Here is a 20,403-nt window from a genome sequence, read left to right as displayed (position 1 = left end):
GGCATTTATTCAATGCCCAAAATTCTTTTTAATTTTTCCTTGTCAATATCAGCTCCGGCAAAATCATCAAAAGCTTTCTCTGTAGCTTCTATAATATGATTATTAATGAAAATAGCACCTTCTTTGGCTCCTTGTTCCGGGCTTTTAATACAGCATTCCCATTCCATTACCGCCCAAACATCACATTCGTATTGTGTAAGTTTAGAGAAAATTGTTTTAAAATCTATTTGCCCATCTCCGAGAGAACGATATCTGCCAGCTCTGTCTACCCAATTATTGTAGCCACCAAAAGCTCCTTTTTTTCCTGTCGGATTAAATTCAGAATCTTTTACATGAAAAGATTTAATGAATTCATGATAATGATCTATATATGCCAAATAATCCAATTGTTGCAGCACAAAATGTGAGGGGTCATATAAAATGTTAACACGTTTGTGATTGCCGGTAGCTTTTAAAAAGCGTTCAAAAGTATCGCCGTCATGGAGGTCTTCTCCTGGGTGAATTTCATAGCAAACATCTACACCATTTTCGTCATAAACATCTAAAATAGGTAACCATCGTTTTGCTAATTCTTCAAAGCCCATCTCTACTAATCCTGGAGGTCTTTGAGGCCAAGGATGCATTGTATGCCATAGTAAAGATCCTGAAAAAGTAGCATGAGCATTTAAGCCTAAATGTTTACTCGCAATGGCTGCGTTTTTAACCGTTTGTACCGCCCATTCTGTTCTTGCTTTCGGATTGTTTTTTACCTTATCTGGTGCAAAACCATCAAACATAATATCATAGGCAGGGTGTACGGCAACCAACTGCCCTTGTAAATGCGTAGAGAGTTCCGTAATTTCTAAACCATAACTATTAATTTTACCCTTTAATTCATCACAATAGGTTTTACTTTCTGCAGCTTTATCAATATCAATTAACCTAGTTTCCCAAGTGGGGATTTGAATGCCTTTATATCCTAAATCGCTTGCCCATTTACATAAACCATCTAAAGAATTAAACGGAGCAGTGTCGCCCATAAATTGAGCTAAGAATACTGCAGGTCCTTTTATTGTTTTCATTTTTTAATTTTAATTATTTGATCAAATTTACCCAACTATTTCCTTGTTGATGAGATTTTACAGTACTTTCTATAAAATTCAGTCCACGAACACCGTCATTCATTGTTGGAAATTCTCCTGAATTGTATTTCTCACCTCTAATTGCTCTGGCTACACCTAAATAAATGTTAGCCATAGCGTCAAAAATACCTTCTGGATGTCCAGGTGGTAATTTGGTGCCATCTAACGATAATTCAGAATTGTAAGCATGTCCAGGTTTATATATTTGCACGGGTTTATCATCACTCATAGCATATAAAAAATTAGGATTTTCTTGTTCCCATTTCAATGCTCCTTTGTCTCCGTAAACGGCAATGGTTAAGCCATTTTCTTCTCCAGTTGCTATTTGACTTGAGCGAATTACCCCTTTGGCATTACCTTCAAATCGCACTAAAACAGTACCGTCAATATCCATTTTATTGTCGTCATATAAATAATTGAGGTCCGCTAAAATTGATTTTATTTGCAAGCCTGTTGTAAACTCAATCATATTAAAAGCGTGCACACCAATATCTCCCATGCAACAACTAATTCCAGATTTCTCAGGGTCTAATCTCCATGTGGAACCTCGTTTTGATTTATCGTGAATAATTGGATTAATCCAACCTTGATAATACTGAGCATCTACTTTTTGAATTTTTCCAAGTGCACCAGATTTTATCATTTCACGCATTTGACGTGTCATTGGGTAACCTGTATATGTATGGGTAACCGCAAACACTAAATTGGATTTATCTAATAATTTTTGTAAAATTTTAGCTTCATCATAGGTTGTTGTCATTGGCTTTTCACAGATCACATGAAAACCATTTTCTAACAATTTTTTAGCCATTGGAAAGTGTAAAAAGTTAGGTGTTAAAATAGAACACACCTGAATCCTTTCTTCTTTGGGTAGTTTTAACTCTTCCTCAACTAAAGTTTCAAAATCATTATAAATCCTGTTGGTGGGAATGTCTATTTCTTTAGCAAATTTTATGCTTTCACCAAGATCGGGATTAAAAACCGCTCCCACAATTTCATAATTATCATTTATATGTGAGGCAATACGATGTAATACGCCGATTAAAGAATCACCGCCACCACCTAAAATTCCGAGTTTTATTTTTTTTGGCATTTAAAATTGATTTAATATAATTATTCTTTTATTGTTTTTGTTTTTCTGTTTTTCATATAAATGAAAAGCCCAATAAATGCAGCGATTAAAATTGCAGGTAATATAGACATGGTTCTAAGTGCTTCATGTGCACTAGCTTCGTCCATTAATTTTCCCATAATTGGCAATACAATAGATACAGATAGCATTCCTAAACCTCCCATAATAGATAAGCCTAAGGCCCCAGTTTCTGGTAAATATTCGGCAACAAATCCCAACATGGTAGGCCAGAAAAAAGTTACTCCAACGGCGAAAACTGCTGCTGCTGCAAAAATCATTCCTCCAGAAGTTATGGTAAGCAACCACAATCCGATAAAGGTGAAAATGGCAGAAAATAACAACATACCTGATGGACTTAATTTATGAATTACTGGACCAGCAAATGCTCTTCCAAAAGCCATAATTCCATTTATAAATACTAATACTAATAAAGGTACTGTTCCAGATTCTTTTAAGAGTGATTCAATACGTTGTGTGGTACCTAATTCAGATGCAGCTGTAAGCATCATACACACTGCCATAAAAATGAATAAGGGTTTGCCAAGGCTTTTAAACATATTGCTAGTACTTACACCTAGTTGTACACGTTCAGTAACTGGGAATTTCTGTCCTAAAAACATAAAAGCATATATAACTAAAGGAATAAATAATACGCCTACCATTACTTGCCAACTCAGCTCCATAACATCCATAACAAGCCATCCCATTACCCCACCAATCGCGATGCCGCCAGGAAACCAAACATGAAAACGATTTAACATTTTTGTCTTGTTTTCAGGGTACATTGATGCTATCATAGGGTTTAATGCGGCTTCAACCATTCCATTTCCTATGCCAACAAATAAAGTGGCAATAAATAAAGACGACATGTCTTTGGCCATTATAGTCCAAACAATTCCAATAGCATGCATAATAAATGCTATCCATGTTATCTTTTTAATTCCAATAATATCAACCAATGGTCCTCCAAAAAGCATCGCTAACGTAAATCCCCAAAAAGCTGGTGTAAAAGCATATCCAATTTGTTCTAACGTTAAACCAACACCTTCTGGTCCAAAAACGGTTTCAAGTCTAGCTCTAATTGCAAAAGTCATGGCGGTTACTAATAAGGCCGTACACGAGGCATAAAAAAGCCTTTTTTTATTTATTTCATTCATAATTTAGTTTGGGTTAATTATTTTAATTTTTTTGAAGCATTGATCAATAAATCTTTTGTGGCTTGTATACCTTCTTCTTCGCTTAGACGTTCACCTTCATATTCTATACCAATATAACCAGTATATCCAGCATCTTTAACTATTTGTAACAAGCGTTCATAGTCTAAAGTCGTTTCATTTCCATTAGCATCAAAATCGTAAGATTTTGCACTTACTGCTTTGGCATGTTTCATTAGTATTTCAGTGCCTTTATAATAATCAAACATATCAATACATTCTCCATCTTCTTTGGTAATACAAAAATTACCAAAATCAGGTAGCGTGCCACAGTTATCCATATTTATCTTCGTCATAACCTCACTTAATAAATCTGCGTTTGAAGATAAACCTCCATGGTTTTCTACAATAACATTGATGTTTTTACTTGCTCCATATTTTGCTAAATCACCTAAGCCTTTTACTGAAGCCTCTATCCAAGCCTCTTTTTCAGTAGCTCCACTTAAATTAACACGAACGGAATGACAACCTAAAAATGCAGCGGCATCGACCCATTTTTTGTGATTTTCAATAGCTTCGTTTCTTTCTTTTTCATTTGATGAAGCTAAGTTTCCTTCTCCATCAACCATAATCAAAACGTTTTGAACACCATAGGTGGTACTTTTTGCTTTTAAAGAATCTTGAAGAGCTTCCATGCCCATCGTTTTTAACTGCTCATTATATAATTGAGTTACATATTCAATGCCTTCAAAACCTAATTCTTTGGCCTTTTGAGCAAAATCCATTGGGTCTAATGTTTTTTCATTTCGAATTGCCTTGTTTAAAGACCATTGTGCTAATGATATTTTAAAAAAGGGTCCAGGCTCTTTTACTTGGGTAGGTTCTTCTTGATTTTCTGATGTTGGACTCGCCTTTTTACAAGATGTAATTGATGTTGTTATAAGAAACAATGCAGTCAATGCAAAAAATAAATTTTTATTCATAATTGTTTGGATGGTTTGATTTTTTTTCTGAATGATAAAATTACAAAAGTTTCATTAGAATATTAATAATTTGATTAAATTTAGGCTTTAAAATTATTCAATACCTAATTTAATTGAGCTTTTTTTGTTAAGTAAAATGCCTTTAAAAGTTTAAAACCCAAAAAGATAATATGATAAAAGAAGATTATGATGCTATTGTAATAGGAACAGGAATTAGTGGTGGATGGGCCGCCAAAGAATTATGTGAAGGCGGGTTAAAGACATTGGTATTGGAACGAGGAAGAATGATTACTCATGTTGAAGATTATCCAACGATGAATGATGATCCTTGGGATATGGAGCTTCGCGGAAGTACAACACCTGAAGAGCGAAAAAGACAAGAAAAGCAAGGGAGAACAGGATATACTACAAAAGCGGAAAGTAAACATTGGTTTGTCGATGATGTGAAGCATCCTTATAATGAAACAAAACGATTCGATTGGATGCGGGGCTATCATGTTGGTGGACGTTCTATTACTTGGGGACGTCAGAGTTATCGATTAAGTGATTTAGATTTTACAGCGAATGTAAAAGATGGACATGGTGTAGACTGGCCCATACGTTATAGTGATCTCTCACCATGGTATGATTATGTGGAACGCTATATTGGAGTAAGTGGCGAGAATCTTGGGCTTTCACAATTGCCAGATGGAATTTTTAGTCCCCCAATGGAATTGAATTGTGTAGAGGAAGAGTTTAAGGAAAAAATTGCAGGAAATTATAAAGATAGACTTCTAACTATTGGGCGAGTTGCCCATATTACTGGTGATCATTCGCACGACGGAAGGACCAATTGTCAATTTAGAAACAGATGTATTAGAGGTTGTCCTTATGGAGGTTACTTTAGTAGTAATGCTTCAACGTTACCTGCCGCAGATATAACGGGTAATATGACGCTAAGACCGAATTCTATTGTCCATGAAATTATATATGATCATCAGAGAAAAAAAGCTATAGGTGTCAAAGTTATTGATGCTGATACTAAAGAGACACATGTTTTTAAAGCGGATATTATTTTTTGTTGTGCTTCGGCTATTGCTTCGGCATCTATCTTAATGCAGTCGAAATCCGACCGTTTTCCAAATGGATTAGGTAATGATTCGGGTGAGTTAGGTCATAATATTATGGATCATCATTTAGGAGTAGGGGCTCGTGCAACTGTAGCGGGTTATGAAGATAAATATTATAAAGGAAGAAGACCCAATGGAATTTACATTCCGAGATTTAGAAATTTAGGAGATAAAAATACAAAAAGAAAAGATTTTTTAAGAGGATATGGTTATCAAGGTGGTGGTGGTAGATATGGAATTGCAGAACATGTGGCAGAATTGGGTTATGGAGCAGAATACAAGGAAGCGATGTTAAAACCCGGAGAATGGAAAATGAGCTTAGGCGGATTTGGGGAATGCTTGCCTTATCATGATAATAAAATGACATTAGATTATGAAAAGTTAGACGATTGGGGGTTGCCAACGATTACTTTTGATGCGGAATGGAAGGAGAATGAATTGACCATGCGTGAAGACATGAAACAGCAGGCCGCAGAAATGCTCGAGAAAGCGGGGTTTAAAGATGTCAGTACGTTTGATTCAAGACATGCTCCCGGTATAGGTATTCACGAAATGGGTACGGCTAGAATGGGGAGAGATCCAAAAACATCGGTACTTAATGCTAATAATCAAATCCATACAGTACCCAATGTCTATGTTACAGACGGTGCATGTATGACATCTGCGGGCTGCCAAAATCCGTCGTTAACTTATATGGCAATAACAGCGAGAGCGGCTCAACATGCAGTAAAACAATTCAAATCGAAAAAAGCTTAAATAATGAATAGAAGAGATGCCATTAAAGGCTTAGGCTTATCATTAGGTTATGTGGTGGCTACACCAGCAATAGTAAGTATGCTTCAGGGGTGTAAAACAGAAGTGGATTTATGGAAACCTGTTTTTTTATCGGTAAACCAAGGTTATGTTTTACGAAATTTAGTTGATCTTATTTTACCGACAACAAACACGTCACCAGGAGCTCTAGATGTGAATGTGCCTGAATTTATTGATTTATACGTTTCAAAAACGGCAACAGCAGAAGGTAAAGAAGACTATAAAAATAAGATTGATGCACTATTAGATGAATTGGGTGTTTTGGATAAAAATCCTATGATTTTAAAGCCATCAGACTTTGAAAATATGTTGTCAAAATATTTACGAAGTTCTTCAGAACAACAAAGTGGATTTACGGATAAAGAAAAAACAGTTTTTGATGCTTTAAAGGGAATTCGTGGTAGAGCTGTATGGGCCTATAGGACAAGTGAAGAAATTGGAGAAAATGTATTGGCGTATGACCCTGTTCCTGGCGTTCAAAAAGGATGTATATCAATAGAAGAAACCAAAGGTAAAGCGTGGTCCTTGTAAAACAGAAATGAATGTATAAAAAAATAAACCTAATATATATTTGCTTATTGATCTTTGTGGTATTTAGCTGCAAGACAAAAACGGAAAATGAAAAAACAGCAAACCCGTTGGTTTCAGAAACAACTGAAAATTGGATCTCTTTATTTAATGGTAAAGATTTGGAGGGATGGACTCCGAAAATTAGAGGCTATGCTTTAGGTGAAAATATTCACAATACATTCAGAGTTGAAGATGAAGTAATCAAAGTATCATACGATGCGTATGAGGACGGATTTAAAGAAACATTTGGGCATCTCTTTTATAAAACACCTTTTTCAAATTACAGATTAAGGATGGAATATCGCTTTACGGGAACTCAATTAGAAGATGGTCCGGGTTGGGCTGAAAGAAACAGTGGTGTTATGATACATTGTGAAGATCCGAAAAAGATGAGTAAAGATCAAAAATTTCCACTTTGTATTGAAGTACAAATGTTGGGTGGTATAAGTTCAACAGACCCGAGGCCAACGGCAAACCTTTGTACACCGGGTACCAACGTGGTTATGGATGGAGAATTGGTTACTGCACATTGTAACGATTCAAATTCTCCAACGTATTACGGCGAACAATGGGTTAATTTGGAAGTTGAAGTTCATAATGATTCATTAATTATTCATAAAGTTAATGATAAAGAAGTGATGAGATATTCAAAGCCGCAAATTGGTGGGGCTGATATGGATGATTACAGCAGTGAATATAAAGATAGAATTGGAGAACCTGTGAAAGGTGGTTATTTTTCTTTGCAAAGTGAAAGTCATCCCGTAGAATTTCGAAATATTGAATTGATGGAGTTAAAGTAAAATACAAATGATGCTTTTAGGTAGGTAAAGAAATACAGATTCTAAAATCAATTAAATAAAACCATGCAACGTAGAAACTTCCTTAAAAAAACGGCACTAGCAAGTTCTTTTGCGTTGGCGAGTACTTCCTTATTTCCTTTGAATAGTAATAATAAGGGTATTAAAAAGGAAATCTTTCCCTTAAAATTTGCTCCACATGAAGGAATGTTTGAAAATTTAGCAGGTAAAGCTATTAGTGAACAACTTAATTTTATAGCAGATCAGGGGTTTACTGCCTTTGAAGATAATGAAATGCGAAATCGAACTGTAGTTGAACAAGAGGCTATTGCCAAAATAATGCAAAAGCGAGATCTTGAAATGGGGGTGTTTGTGGCACATAAAATTTATTGGAAAGAACCTAATTTAGCGTCGGGAAATAAAGAAAAAAGAGCTGAGTTTTTAGCTGAAATTACAGCTTCTGTAGAAGTTGCAAAAAGAGTAAATGCGAAATGGATGACTGTTGTGCCAGGTCATGTAGATTTACGTCAAAATATGGACTTTCAGACAGAACATGTCATAGAGGCTTTAAAGCAAGCTTCGGCTATTTTAGAACCCCATAATATAACGATGGTTTTAGAGCCGTTAAATTTTAGAGATCATCCAGGTTTGTTTTTATCTGAATCGCCACAGGCATATCAAATTTGTAAAGCTGTAGATTCACCATCGTGTAAAATATTATTCGATATATACCATCAACAGATTCAAGAAGGTAACCTTATTCCAAATATAGAACAATCTTGGGATGAAATAGCCTATTTCCAAATTGGAGATAACCCAGGTAGAAAAGAGCCAACTACGGGTGAAATAAATTATAAAAATATTTTTAAATTTATTCATTCAAAGAATTATACCGGAATATTAGGAATGGAGCATGGAAATTCAATGAAAAATAAAGAAGGGGAATCTGCAGTGATTAATGCCTATAAAGAAGTTTCAAAATTTTAAATACATAAGAATGAGTAAAAAAAGTAAATCAACCAGACGATCATTTATTAAAAAGTCAGCTGTAATAGCTACTGGAATTAGTATCATACCGAGACACGTTATGGGTCAAGGATTTGTTCCACCAAGTGACAAATTAAATATTGCTGGTATTGGTGCAGGAGGAAAAGGAACAAGTGATATTGCTTCTTTTGCCAAAAGTCCCTTTGTTAATATCGTTTCTCTTTGTGATGTAGATGATAGACAGGCGGTTAAATCACGAGAATCTTTTCCTAATGCTAGTTATTACAACGATTTTAGGGAAATGCTAGAGAAAGAAGGTAAGAATATTGATGCTGTTTCTGTTTCTACTCCAGACCACAATCATGCCGTTGCCGCATATATGGCAATGCAAATGGGTAAGCATGTTTATGTTCAAAAACCGCTTACACATGATATTTGGGAAGCAAGAATGCTTACAGAGGCTGCAAAAAAATATAAAGTAGTTACCCAAATGGGAAACCAAGGAGGGTCAGGTGATGGGGTTCGAAAAATGAAAGAAATATATGACACAGGAATCATAGGTGATGTGCATACGGTTAAGTGCTGGACCAACAGAGCTATTTGGCCACAAGCCTTGCAAACACCAACTAAAAAGCACAGAACACCAAAAGGATTAAATTGGGATCTTTGGTTGGGTACCGCAGAAATGCGCGATTATAATGATGCTTACCTACCTTTTGATTGGCGAGGATGGTCAGATTTTGGAACGGGTGCACTAGGTGATATGGCTTGTCATATAATGGATCCTGTTTACAGAATTTTACCAATACTTTATCCTAATAAAGTGGAATGTAGCGTATCTGATTCGTTTAAAGGTAAGTTTGAAACTGCTGATTACCCCAAAAGTTTTCCAAATTCAAGTAAAATTCACCTAAGTTATCCTAGAACGGATGGTAAGGGGTCTATAAAAGTTTCTTGGATGGATGGTGGATTACTACCCGAAAGACCGGATGAACTAGGGGATGATGAGGCATTAGGAAACTGGGATGGTGGTGTGCTTTTTATAGGTTCTAAAGGAAAACTATTGGCAGATTGTTATGGTGCTAATCCAAGATTGCTTCCTTTGTCACTAAACGAGCAATTTGAAGTTGAACAAACTATTGCTAGAGTTCCTGAAGGACATTATTTACAATGGGTTAATGCATGTATTGCTGGATATGGGAATGCAGAGACCAGTTCTTCTTTTGACTATGCTGGGCCATTTACGGAAAGTATTCTTATCGGTAACTTAGCTCTAAAAGCTTATTTTGAAGTAGATCCTAAGGCAGACAAAGGTAGTTTCTGGGGAGGCTCAAAATATAATGGCAGAAAACGTTTGTTATGGGATGCTGAAAATATGAGAGTGACTAACTTTGAAGCAGCAAATAAATACGTAAAAAGAAATTATAGAGAAGGGTGGAAGCTTTAAATAGGTATTAGAGATAAGATATAGACTTGAGATTTAATTTATTACTGTTATCCGAGGAACGAGGAACCTGTTCAAATGACAAGTACTATTAATGAGATTCCTCCTGCGTCGGAATGACACAAAAACCAAGACCTCACAACATCGAAATATCGATGTTATGAGGTCTTTTTAGTTATTTCTTTATTAGTTTTTTTGTTGCAAAACCTAATTCTGACTGCAATTTAACTAAATAAATGGCAGGTCTTAAATTAGAAATATCAAAACTTTTATTTTGCTCAAAATTTCCGTTAAATGATTTTACCATTCGACCTGAAATATCATAAATAGCTACTTTATTAGTTGCAGTGTTAATTTTAAATGTATCTGTTATTGGGTTTGGATAAATACTTACCAAATCATTAATTGAGACATTTTCAACACCTAAAGTGACTGCACTTGTTCCATACACTTTAAATTCTCCTGGTAGTAAACTTATTGGTGCACTTACACTAACTACAGTTATTGATTCATTATCATTTAAAAGGTCATACCAAGTTCCGGTTTGTTGAAATTCAGGACTTATAATTTGTGTAGTTAAACCAAAGTTTCCAATAATAGTAATGTGTTTTACATCGGGATTTGAATCATCATTTGTTAAATGAATCTTTTTTAGTCCGTTTGAATTAGCTACGTTTAAATCAAAATTGCCTGTTTTAAAAATGGGAACTTGTTTTTTAAGCTTTATTAATTTTGCCCAAGTATCGTAAATTGCTTTTCGATCAGGTTCAGTATAATAGTTCCATAATATAGGTTTATTCCCTGTTCTTCCTCCTTCGTCAATACCTATGTCATAACCTAATTCGCCAAATTGCCAAATCATTTTCGGACCTGGAATTGTAAAATAAAAGGCACCTGCCAATTCCATACGATCTAAGGCTGTGGCTAAGGTTTTTGTACTATAGCTACCGCTTGAATTACCAAATTCTAGGTTTTTATACATCACACGTTCTTCATCATGGCTTTCCATATAGGTGACATTGGAAGGAACTGACCAGCCTCGTTCGTGGTAATCTATCCACGAAATATCTGATTTTCCATCAGCGTTATAACCCATTGTAGCTTCACTATAATTTCCGTTAAGGTTACTCCAAAGCATTATGCCTTTACCCTCATTCAAACGATAATTTGCCCATTCTGTCTCCTCTGTATTTCCTCCTAAATGTTCAAAAATAACATAGAAATCAGTGTCTATTTCCCACTGATAATCTGCATATGTTTTTAGTACTGCAACTCGGTCAGCTTGATAGCTCCCGGTACATCCCTCATCTGAAGAAGTACAATTCTGCGTAAAGCCTTTGGTCAAATCCCATCTAAAACCATCAATTTTGTATTCATCAATCCAATATTGAGTAGTACGTTTTACATAATCTTTCGTGGCTTGTTTACTATGGTTAAAGTCATTAAACACACTATAAGCATGTGTTGCTTCTTGATTGAAAAATGGACTATCTGTAGATGCTTGTCCACCATAACCGCCATTATCGGTATTCCACATTCTATAAAAAGGGTTTTGGCCTGAAGCATGATTATACACAACGTCTAACACAACAGCAATTCCTCTGGTATGGCATTCGTCAATAAGTTGTTTAAAAGCAGTTGGAGATCCATAATATTTGTCTAATGCCATATGGAATGAAGGGTTGTATCCCCAGCTTTCATTACCATCGAATTCACTTACTGGCATTAATTCAATTGCGTTAATTCCTAAATCTTGAAGATAATCTAATCTTGCTTTTACAGCATCAAAGCTATGTAAGGCATCAAAATCTCTTATGAGTAATTCATAAATCACCAAATCGGTTTTTGCTGGAGCTTGAAAATTTGTGTTTTGCCAAGCATATGGTGCGTCTCCAGTTCTTAATAATGTTACAGCATGTGTGGTTAACCCTGTTGGGTAAGCTGGTAAGTTGGGGTAGGTTGTACTGCTGATGTATTGGTCATTACTTTCATCTAAAATGGTAGTAGAATATGGATCTGCAATTCGTATCAATCCATCAACTAAATATTGGTAAAGAATATTAGTTTGAGGAGTTAAGCCTGTAAGTTCTATCCAGAAGCGATCTTTTGAACTGTCTTTTTTTAGTAGATAATTGGTGTCATCACGTGTCCAATTATTCACCGAGCCAATGAGATTGACAAATTGTTTATCTGGTGCGTATAATACTAGAGTTGCTTTTGTGTTGTCAGATGCATCGAGATTGAAGCCGTCTAGCATTCCTGCTGGTACTGGAGCTTCGGTAACTGTTGGCACCGTAATAGTCCCTACATTTACTACATTATCTTGCGATTTTTTATCGCCTGTACCATCTTTAGCTTTAACTAGAAATCCAATACTCGTTATTCCGGTTCTACCGTAAAAAGTACTTGGAGTTAACGTAATGGAATAACTATCGCCGCTCTTGGTCATTTTTTGAGCTTCGTTAGAGCTCGTCCAAGTACCATTTGTAGGAGAGTCGGTTTGACTACCACTTGCAGTTGACCAGGCCCAAAGATAGATGTCAGTTACCCCCCATGTTGTTAGATTTACATCGGTAACCGTTATTGTTATTTTGTCGGTTTCTTCAAATGGAGAAGGTGTTATTGTGTAGGTTACATTTTGCACCTGGGCAAAAGTATAGCTACTGACAAATAGTAATAATAAGAGTAGTGTTTTTTTCATAAAATTATATTTTCTGTTTTTTGACCATCATTAAACGATTTTTCGCCTTGTAGCGAACCTCTCAAAATGACAAATTAAGATAATAAAAGGCTGTTTATGCGAACACAAACAGCCTTTTTATATAAAATAAATAATAATTACTAATTATTATTCCATAGTATAGGTAGGACTGTCAGGATTACTAAAGTCTAAAGTGAAATTATATGTTCCAGCAGTGACAACAATATTATTTCCATCATCAGTATCTAAAATTTTATCACCATCTATATCACCATAATTAACATCCCAAGCATCATTTTGTCTAAATTTAATTTCTCCATCAATTAAGGTCATGTTGTTTAGATACCATACATTTTCTTGACTATAATCCAATTTGAATTTAGTGTCGGGTCCATCCCATGCATTTGGAGTGGCACTACCAACAATACCCCAAACATCAATAGACTCTAAACTATAAGATAGATCTTTAAGGTTTACTGTAACCAAATAAGTACCAGCAGTTACCGCAATATTATTGCCATCTTCTTGATCTAAAATACCATCACTATCTACATCTCCATAATCACCACCCCAAGTATTATTTTTACGAACTTTAATTTCTCCTTCAACTAAGGTGACAATAGCTTTCCAAGTATCTGAATAAGGATCATACTCGAGTGGCATATCAGGACCATCCCATGCGTTTGTTGTGGCAGATCCAACTAAGCCCCAAGTAAATAATTCTTTAGACCAAGTATTTGCTGCTAAATCTAGCGTAATCTTGTAGGTTCCAGCTTCAATGGTTATATCAGTACCATTTGGTTCTATTGAGCCATCTGCATCAGTATCACCATAATTGTTATCCCATGAATTGTTTTCTCTAAATTTAATAGCACCATCAACTAAAGTTACATAGGCGACATAAACATCTGCAGTCTCTGTTTGAAAGAAAGGCATATCTGGTCCATCCCAACCGTTTACTGTTGCTGAACCTACAAGTCCCCAAGTAGTAGATAAATCTAATTTATCTTGATATGCTGTGGCATTTAACATAACAGCACTAGATTCTATACCATTATAATCACCTAATTCAGCTACAACTTTTACTTCAACGTCAGCTGGCGACCCTTGCTCTAATTCTAATTTCAATAAAATGGCATTTAATTCTGATACCGTTAAGGTTTTTTGCAATTCTTTACCTGCAGAAATTTTTTCAGGTTTACCGAAATTATCTCCAGCATTATCTAAATAAATTGTGTAAGAAGGAGCTGCTTTATAACCAAAATCAGGTTCTGACCAAGTAATTGTTAAGGCTTCTGCATCCGCATTCGAAGCCTCTAAAACCACGCTCGAATTTGATAGATTTGCAGTTACAACAGCGTTTGAATTTAACTCAGCAAAAGCATCCTTGTCATCGCAACTCACTGCGAGAAGTGGAGCTACAACTAAGATCAATAATTTATAAAATATATTTTTCATCTGTTTAATTTTTTTAATTAGTAACCTGTATTTTGTTGCAGATTTGGATTTGCATTCATATCCGTAGATGGTATTGGAAACAAATCTAAATGACTTGAAGTGCTAGCTCCGTCTGATACACCACCTTTCCAAGGCCAAGTATAGTTTCCATCAGAAAATTTTCCGTATCGAATTAAGTCTGTTCTGCGGTGTCCTTCCCAGTATAATTCTCTTGCTCTTTCGTCAAGGATAAGGTCTAAGTCGATTGAACTAACTTGAACAGGACTATTTGCTCTTGTTCTTAGTTCATTTACATACCCCATTGCTGTAGCTTCATCACCTCCTGAACCTCCTCTTAAGACAGCTTCAGCATACATTAAATATACATCTGCTAAACGGAATAAAGGAAAATCAGTATCTGTAAAGTTACCACTAGCATCAGAACCAGCATTGCCATCTCTATCTACATTTTTAAATTTAGAGATTGCATAACCTTCTGTAAATGTGGGGATATCGGCAATTTCTAAATTTTGACCATCTGTATAAAACATGGCTCTTGCGTCTGCTAAAGGCTGAAGTGTGTATGTTTTATCAGCTGTATTCACAGTAATTTTATATAAACCAGCAGTTACAACGATATTTCCATCTGGACCACCAAAATCACTTCCCCAAGCATTATCTGGTCTGAACTTTAATTCAGCATTAGGTAATTGATAATAGGCTTGATACACATTTGCGGTACCTGTTTGATAAAGCGTCATGTCTGGTTGACCACCCCAATCAGTAAGGTCACCAACTATACCCCAATTAGAAGCTGCTCCTATAGCGTTGTTAGCAGCAGTACTATTAAATGTATAATTAAATAAGTTTACTAAAGCACTTGTAGTACGGTTACCACCCCAACCACTGTTAACTCCAAAATCTGCAGGTGCCATAGAGCCACCGATTGCAGCATGTATTAGAAAGGTTGTTCCTCCATATGATTGTGTATGTAAACCATCAAAAGCAATTGGGAAAATTACGCCACTTGCCGTATGATTATCTGCTAAGAATAAATTTTCATAATTAGGTTCTAAACTGTAACCTGCATTTATTACTTTATTAGCATACGTTATTGCCTCTGTGTATTTTGTTTCACCGGTATACACTTCTGCATTTAAATATAATTTTGTAAGTAACGCCCAAGCACCGGCTTGATCTACCCTTGCATATTCGTTTGCCATAGGAGCCGTTAAAGAACTCTCGATATCTAACAATTCACTTTCTACATAGCTAAATAAATCAGCTCTGCTCATTTGTTCAGGTGACCAATAACCAACTGGATCATTTTCATCATTAAATGGTACGTTTCCAAAAAAGTCAATTGCGTGATAGTAACTCAACGCTCTTAAAAAACGAGCCTCAGCACGATAGGTGTTTACTTCTGTCAATAAAGATCCTTCAACCCCTCTACCATTTAAAAGATCTGGTGTAGTTTGACTTAAAAAAGTATTACATGCTTTTATTTGATAAAAAATTCTATTATATAATGCTCTAATAAATTCGTTACCTGAATTCCAATCTTGTTCATGATAATCTGGTAAACTTCCATCCGCCCAACCGATAACTGCTTCGTCAGTAGTTACTTCTTGTGCCAGCCAATATTGTCTTAAGTATTGACTAAAACCTTCATCAATCCCTGAGATGTCTGGAGCACCCGCAGGACCTTCTTGACCACTTATCGCTAAACCAGCATATAGTTTTGCCAATACTTGTTTGTAAGCAGAAGGGTCGTTAAATACTTCGTCAGCTAATGCGATATCATCATCATTAGGTAATGTGTCTAAATCATTTAAACATGATGTCAAGGTAAATAAACCTAACACTACACTTAAAATGGTTATTTTAAAAATATGTTTTTTCATCTTTATCAATTTAAAAGTTTAAATTAAGACCTAACGTATAGATTCTTGGTCTTGGATAAATATTGTAATCAATTCCTCCAAAAACTTCAGGATCTAAACCTTCGTAATCAGTAATTATCAATGCGTTTTGTACCGTCGCGTTTAGTTTCAGGTTAGTACCTTCACCAAAGACACTATTAAAATTATAACCTATACCTATGTTGTCTAATTTAACAAATGAAGCGTCTTGTACGTAATAATCTGATAAGTACCTTTCAGTACCTCCGTTTACAAAACCAGTTTCTAAAATGTTTTCTACACCGTTAGAAATAACATCAGGGAAAGCGGTGTTTAATAAGTTAAGTTTAAACCCTAAATTAGAATCTACATTATTATAAACGTAGTTTCCAAAACTTCCTCTCCAAGACATGGTGAAATTCCAGTTTTTATAATTTAAATCAGTAGAAAAACCAAGAGTTATGTCTGCATTCGGATTTTCAAATCTATATCTGTCATCCAACGTAATTGAACCATCTCCATCTCTATCTACATAAACATCTTCTAATGGTTTTCCGTTGGCATCATAAACTTGCTCATATACATAGAAAGTACTTGGTGCATAACCTACAGAATGAATTTGAATGTTGTTACCAACACCACCAGAAATACCACCAGTTGGTTCACCTTCATAATCGGCACTTTCGTTCGTAGTTAATTTTGTGATTTCACTATCATTCCAAGCACCGTTAAGGCTTAAAGTTAAATCTAAATCATCCGTTTTAATAGGAATAAAATTCAACGTCAATTCAACCCCTTTGTTTTCTAAGCTCCCAATGTTGGCGTTATCTGCATTTGATAATGCGGAACCGGCAGGAAAGGAAATAAAGTTTAATAAATCAACGGTTTCTCTGAAATAACCATCAATACTACCGTTAATTCTGTCATTGAGAAAACCAAAATCTAAACCAAGATTGTAGGTCGTTGTTTCTTCCCATTTTAATGTGGTATTATAAGGTTCAGCTCTGTAAGTTGAAATAAAACCATTACCAAATTGATATTGAGCTGTATTGTTACTTAACAGATAAGTGGCTAGTGAAGGGTTAAAATCACCTATGTCTTGTTGTCCAGTAACACCCCAACCTAATCTTAGTTTTAAATCAGATATTGTATTCGAATCTTGTAAAAATGATTCCTCTTTCATTTTCCACGCAAAGGCAGCTGAAGGAAATTTCCCCCATTTATTATCTCCTCTAAATCTAGAAGATCCATCAGCTCTATAGGTAAATGTGAATAAATACTTATTTGCTAAGGTGTAATTTAATCTACCAAAGAATGATTGTAAATTCAATTCATTAGAGTAGTCGCTTATTTGGCTGATACTAGTGTCTTGTAAATTACTGACATCTCCACCTTCATTTAAAAAATTTTGGTAAGAATACCCAGCCATAACATCTATTTTACTATCTATAGACTCAATGTCTTTTACATAATTGAAGTAAAAGTCTAATAATGTGTTTTCTTTTTCTTGATTATAGGTAGCCATGTTCCCTAAATTAGTACCATCTGCCAATTGTGTAGTGGAAGAATTAAAGATATTATTAAAACCTGTTGAACTTGATTTATCTATACCTAGATTAAGATTTGCTCTTAATTCTGGTAAAAAATGCATTTTATAATCAAATTGAATATTTCCTATAAAACGTTTTACACTAGATTCATTTCTTCTTTGTTCTAGTAATGCCAATGGGTTTCTAGGAGCTCCAGTTTGGATAGCTCTTCCGTCAACAGGACTTGTCCATTCAAAGTAACCTCCAAAAGGTAGACTATCATCATAAATAGGTTGTGTAGGGTCAAATGATATGGCATTTCCTATTGCACCTTGATCAGCAAATCGGTTGGCAATTAATGAAGCCTTAGTGTTTAGATCAATTTTTAACTTATTGTCAAAAAATTTAGTACCAATATTTAGGGAGTAGGTCGCTCTTTCTAATTTAGAAGTTTTTAAAGTACCATTTAAATTGGTGTATCCCATGGAACCTCTAACGTTTAATTTATCGTTACCACCCGAAAGACTTATATTATGGTCTGTACCCATACCGGTTTGAAAAATCTCATCTTGCCAGTTGTTGTTAGCGTTTCCTATTAGGGCAATGTCAGTAGGTACTCCATTTGCATTTACATATCCTTTGAAATCAGTTGCAGACATGGCGTCTACAAATTGAGTGTTCTCTTGAACAGATACGTTAGCTGAATAATTAGCTTTAATACCACCGCTTTTACCTTTTTTTGTCGTAATGATTATTACACCATTTGATGCTCTTGAACCGTATATCGCAGTTGCAGATGCATCTTTTAGTATACTATAAGACTCAATGTCATTTGGGTTTACAATATTTAATGGGTTTCTAGTTCCTGAAACACCTTCGTTATCTAACGGTACACCATCAATAATAATTAAAGGATTATTGGTAGCTGTTAAAGAAGAACCACCTCTAATACGAATGGTACTTCCAGTACCAGGGGCTCCACCACCTGTTGTCACTTGAACACCGGCAACTTTACCTACCAATAATTGTTCAGGTGAGGCAATTGCACCTTTATTAATGTCTGCTGCTTTTACAGATGAAACAGCACCAGTAGCATCTTTTTTAGTAGTAGTACCATAACCTATAATAACTACTTCTTGTAAGCTTTCTGCTGACTCTTCTAATATTACATTTATATCTTCATTAGATTTTATGGCAACTTCCACATTATTAAATCCAATAAACGAAAATACTAATATATCACCAATATTGGCTTTTTCTAATGTATAAAGTCCGTCAAAATCAGTTACGGTACCATTTGTGGTACCTTTTACAATAACATTTACACCTGGTAATTCAGTACCGGTGGCTTTGTCAGTTACTTTTCCTTTTACACTAATTTGAGCCATTGCTATTAGTGGAAAAAGAAATAAGAAGCCAAAAAAGGCTTTTCTAAAATTTCTCATTTAATTTAATTTGAGTTAATACTAATTAAAATCAATACTTTTACATTTCACTTGGTAAATTTACCATCTTAACGTTACATTAACAAAAGCGAAACCTTACGAAAACGGTTTCGTGTTGACAACTTTTTGTTATTTTGATAGAATCTTTGTGAATAATAATGAAATCCGTCAAAAAAAGACTAATATTTTTAGAATTTGATAAATTAAGATGAAAGCGAAAATCACATTAAAGGACATAGCCAAAGAATTAGAGGTGTCAACTTCAACAGTTTCAAAGGCGTTAAATGATAGTAACGAAATTAGTTTAGAGCTGCGTGAGAAAATAAAAGCCTTCGCTGATTTTTATCATTACAGACCGAATATGACGGCCTTAAAGCTAAGGAATAAAAAAACCATGATTATTGGTGTGATTATTCCTGAAATTGTACATCATTTTTTCTCTGAAATCATTAGTGGTATTGAAAAAATGGCCAATGGCAGGAGTTATAATGTTATGGTTTGTGTGTCTAGTGAGTCTTACGAAAAGGAAAAATTAAACCTTGCCATGTTATCTAACGGAAGTGTAGATGGGGTCTTGGTTTCCATAGCCAAGGAAACATTGGAATTAGGGAATTTTGATCATTTTAAAGAATTGGCAGATTATAACATTCCACTTGTTTTATTTGATAGAGTTTCAAATGAGGTAAATTGTGATAAAATTGTGGTTGATGATGAGGGTGCCGGTTATAAAGCTACTAATTATTTAATGGATATTGGCCGTAAACGTATTTGTATATTGTCAACGCCAGATCATGTTAATGTTGGTGCTCTACGTAGTTTGGGCTATAAAAAAGCGATTGAAGAAAGAGGAGGAGAAGTAGATGATCGATTATTATTTCGAGTGAATGATAAAACGGATCTTTATTTACAAATTCAAACGTATTTAAATAGTTTAGAAGTTTGGCCAGACGCTATAATTGGAGTAAATGAAATTTTTGCTGCCATAGCAATGAAAGTTGCGAAAGAAAAAAAATATAAAATACCTGAAGATGTTGCTATAATAGGGTTTACAGATGGTTTGATATCTCAATTTTCTACACCTGCAATGTCTGCAATCGTGCAACATGGTTTTATGATGGGAGAGCAGGCAACAGCTATGTTATTAGATAGAATTCAAAATAAGGAACCTGAAATTAATTATGAATATAAAGTGATTTCAACTGATTTAAAAATTAGAGAGTCTACAGAAAAAATAGAATAATAAATTATTTATAAAAAAATAATTTATATCTTTGAGGTTC

14 protein-coding genes are annotated in these 20,403 nt (G+C 34.9%); 6 read left to right on the top strand and 8 right to left on the bottom strand.

Annotated elements, in window-relative coordinates; all coding sequences use genetic code 11:
* Positions 1-5: 5 nt before the first annotated feature.
* The 4 genes from FF125_RS17590 to FF125_RS17575 are packed head-to-tail and all read right to left on the bottom strand — an operon-like array spanning position 6 to position 4,390.
* On the bottom strand, positions 6-1,061 hold the full coding sequence (locus tag FF125_RS17590; protein WP_138951005.1) for a sugar phosphate isomerase/epimerase family protein: 1,056 nt from the start codon (positions 1,059-1,061) through the stop codon (positions 6-8).
* Between the two features lie 13 nt (positions 1,062-1,074).
* Positions 1,075-2,214: a Gfo/Idh/MocA family protein gene (locus FF125_RS17585; RefSeq protein WP_138951004.1), complete on the bottom strand. Its 1,140-nt coding sequence runs from the start codon at positions 2,212-2,214 to the stop codon at positions 1,075-1,077.
* Between the two features lie 20 nt (positions 2,215-2,234).
* On the bottom strand, positions 2,235-3,410 hold the full coding sequence (locus FF125_RS17580; RefSeq protein WP_138951003.1) for an MFS transporter: 1,176 nt from the start codon (positions 3,408-3,410) through the stop codon (positions 2,235-2,237).
* Between the two features lie 17 nt (positions 3,411-3,427).
* Complete coding sequence (locus FF125_RS17575; RefSeq protein ID WP_138951002.1) at positions 3,428-4,390, bottom strand: sugar phosphate isomerase/epimerase family protein; 963 nt, start codon at positions 4,388-4,390, stop codon at positions 3,428-3,430.
* A gap of 170 nt (positions 4,391-4,560) precedes the next feature.
* Here FF125_RS17575 and FF125_RS17570 point away from each other — a divergent pair, with 170 nt between their 5' ends.
* From FF125_RS17570 to FF125_RS17550, 5 genes are all read left to right on the top strand, one after another.
* Complete coding sequence (locus FF125_RS17570; RefSeq protein WP_138951001.1) at positions 4,561-6,255, top strand: GMC oxidoreductase; 1,695 nt, start codon at positions 4,561-4,563, stop codon at positions 6,253-6,255.
* Between the two features lie 3 nt (positions 6,256-6,258).
* The gene (locus tag FF125_RS17565) at positions 6,259-6,843 is read left to right on the top strand and encodes a gluconate 2-dehydrogenase subunit 3 family protein (protein ID WP_138951000.1); all 585 of its coding nucleotides are present in this window, start codon (positions 6,259-6,261) and stop codon (positions 6,841-6,843) included.
* Positions 6,844-6,854: 11 nt separating this feature from the next.
* On the top strand, positions 6,855-7,682 hold the full coding sequence (locus tag FF125_RS17560; RefSeq protein ID WP_138950999.1) for a 3-keto-disaccharide hydrolase: 828 nt from the start codon (positions 6,855-6,857) through the stop codon (positions 7,680-7,682).
* A 63-nt stretch (positions 7,683-7,745) separates the two neighbouring features.
* Positions 7,746-8,666 (top strand): hydroxypyruvate isomerase family protein, encoded by a 921-nt coding sequence (locus tag FF125_RS17555; RefSeq protein ID WP_138950998.1) that lies wholly within the window; start codon positions 7,746-7,748, stop codon positions 8,664-8,666.
* A gap of 10 nt (positions 8,667-8,676) precedes the next feature.
* Positions 8,677-10,113, top strand: a complete 1,437-nt coding sequence (locus FF125_RS17550) for a Gfo/Idh/MocA family protein (RefSeq protein WP_138950997.1) — start codon at positions 8,677-8,679, stop codon at positions 10,111-10,113.
* A gap of 172 nt (positions 10,114-10,285) precedes the next feature.
* Here the strand turns inward: FF125_RS17550 and FF125_RS17545 are convergent, their stop codons facing one another.
* The 4 genes from FF125_RS17545 to FF125_RS17530 all read right to left on the bottom strand — a co-directional run bounded on the left by FF125_RS17545 (position 10,286) and on the right by FF125_RS17530 (position 19,123).
* Entirely contained in the window at positions 10,286-12,811 is a 2,526-nt protein-coding gene (locus FF125_RS17545) for an alpha-amylase family glycosyl hydrolase (protein ID WP_138950996.1), read from the bottom strand.
* A gap of 147 nt (positions 12,812-12,958) precedes the next feature.
* Positions 12,959-14,269 carry a SusE domain-containing protein gene (locus FF125_RS17540; protein WP_138950995.1) on the bottom strand — a complete coding sequence of 437 codons (1,311 nt, stop codon included), beginning with the start codon at positions 14,267-14,269 and terminating at the stop codon, positions 12,959-12,961.
* Between the two features lie 17 nt (positions 14,270-14,286).
* Positions 14,287-16,152 (bottom strand): RagB/SusD family nutrient uptake outer membrane protein, encoded by a 1,866-nt coding sequence (locus FF125_RS17535; protein WP_138950994.1) that lies wholly within the window; start codon positions 16,150-16,152, stop codon positions 14,287-14,289.
* 10 nt (positions 16,153-16,162) lie between these two features.
* Positions 16,163-19,123 carry a SusC/RagA family TonB-linked outer membrane protein gene (locus FF125_RS17530; RefSeq protein WP_138950993.1) on the bottom strand — a complete coding sequence of 987 codons (2,961 nt, stop codon included), beginning with the start codon at positions 19,121-19,123 and terminating at the stop codon, positions 16,163-16,165.
* A 208-nt stretch (positions 19,124-19,331) separates the two neighbouring features.
* Here FF125_RS17530 and FF125_RS17525 point away from each other — a divergent pair, with 208 nt between their 5' ends.
* Positions 19,332-20,363: a LacI family DNA-binding transcriptional regulator gene (locus tag FF125_RS17525; RefSeq protein ID WP_138950992.1), complete on the top strand. Its 1,032-nt coding sequence runs from the start codon at positions 19,332-19,334 to the stop codon at positions 20,361-20,363.
* Positions 20,364-20,403: the final 40 nt, after the last annotated feature.

The sequence above is a fragment of the Aureibaculum algae genome (assembly GCF_006065315.1).
GTDB lineage: Bacteria > Bacteroidota > Bacteroidia > Flavobacteriales > Flavobacteriaceae > Aureibaculum > Aureibaculum algae.
Note: the sequence above shows the minus strand (reverse complement) of the source record. Positions and strands in the feature narration are given on the sequence as shown.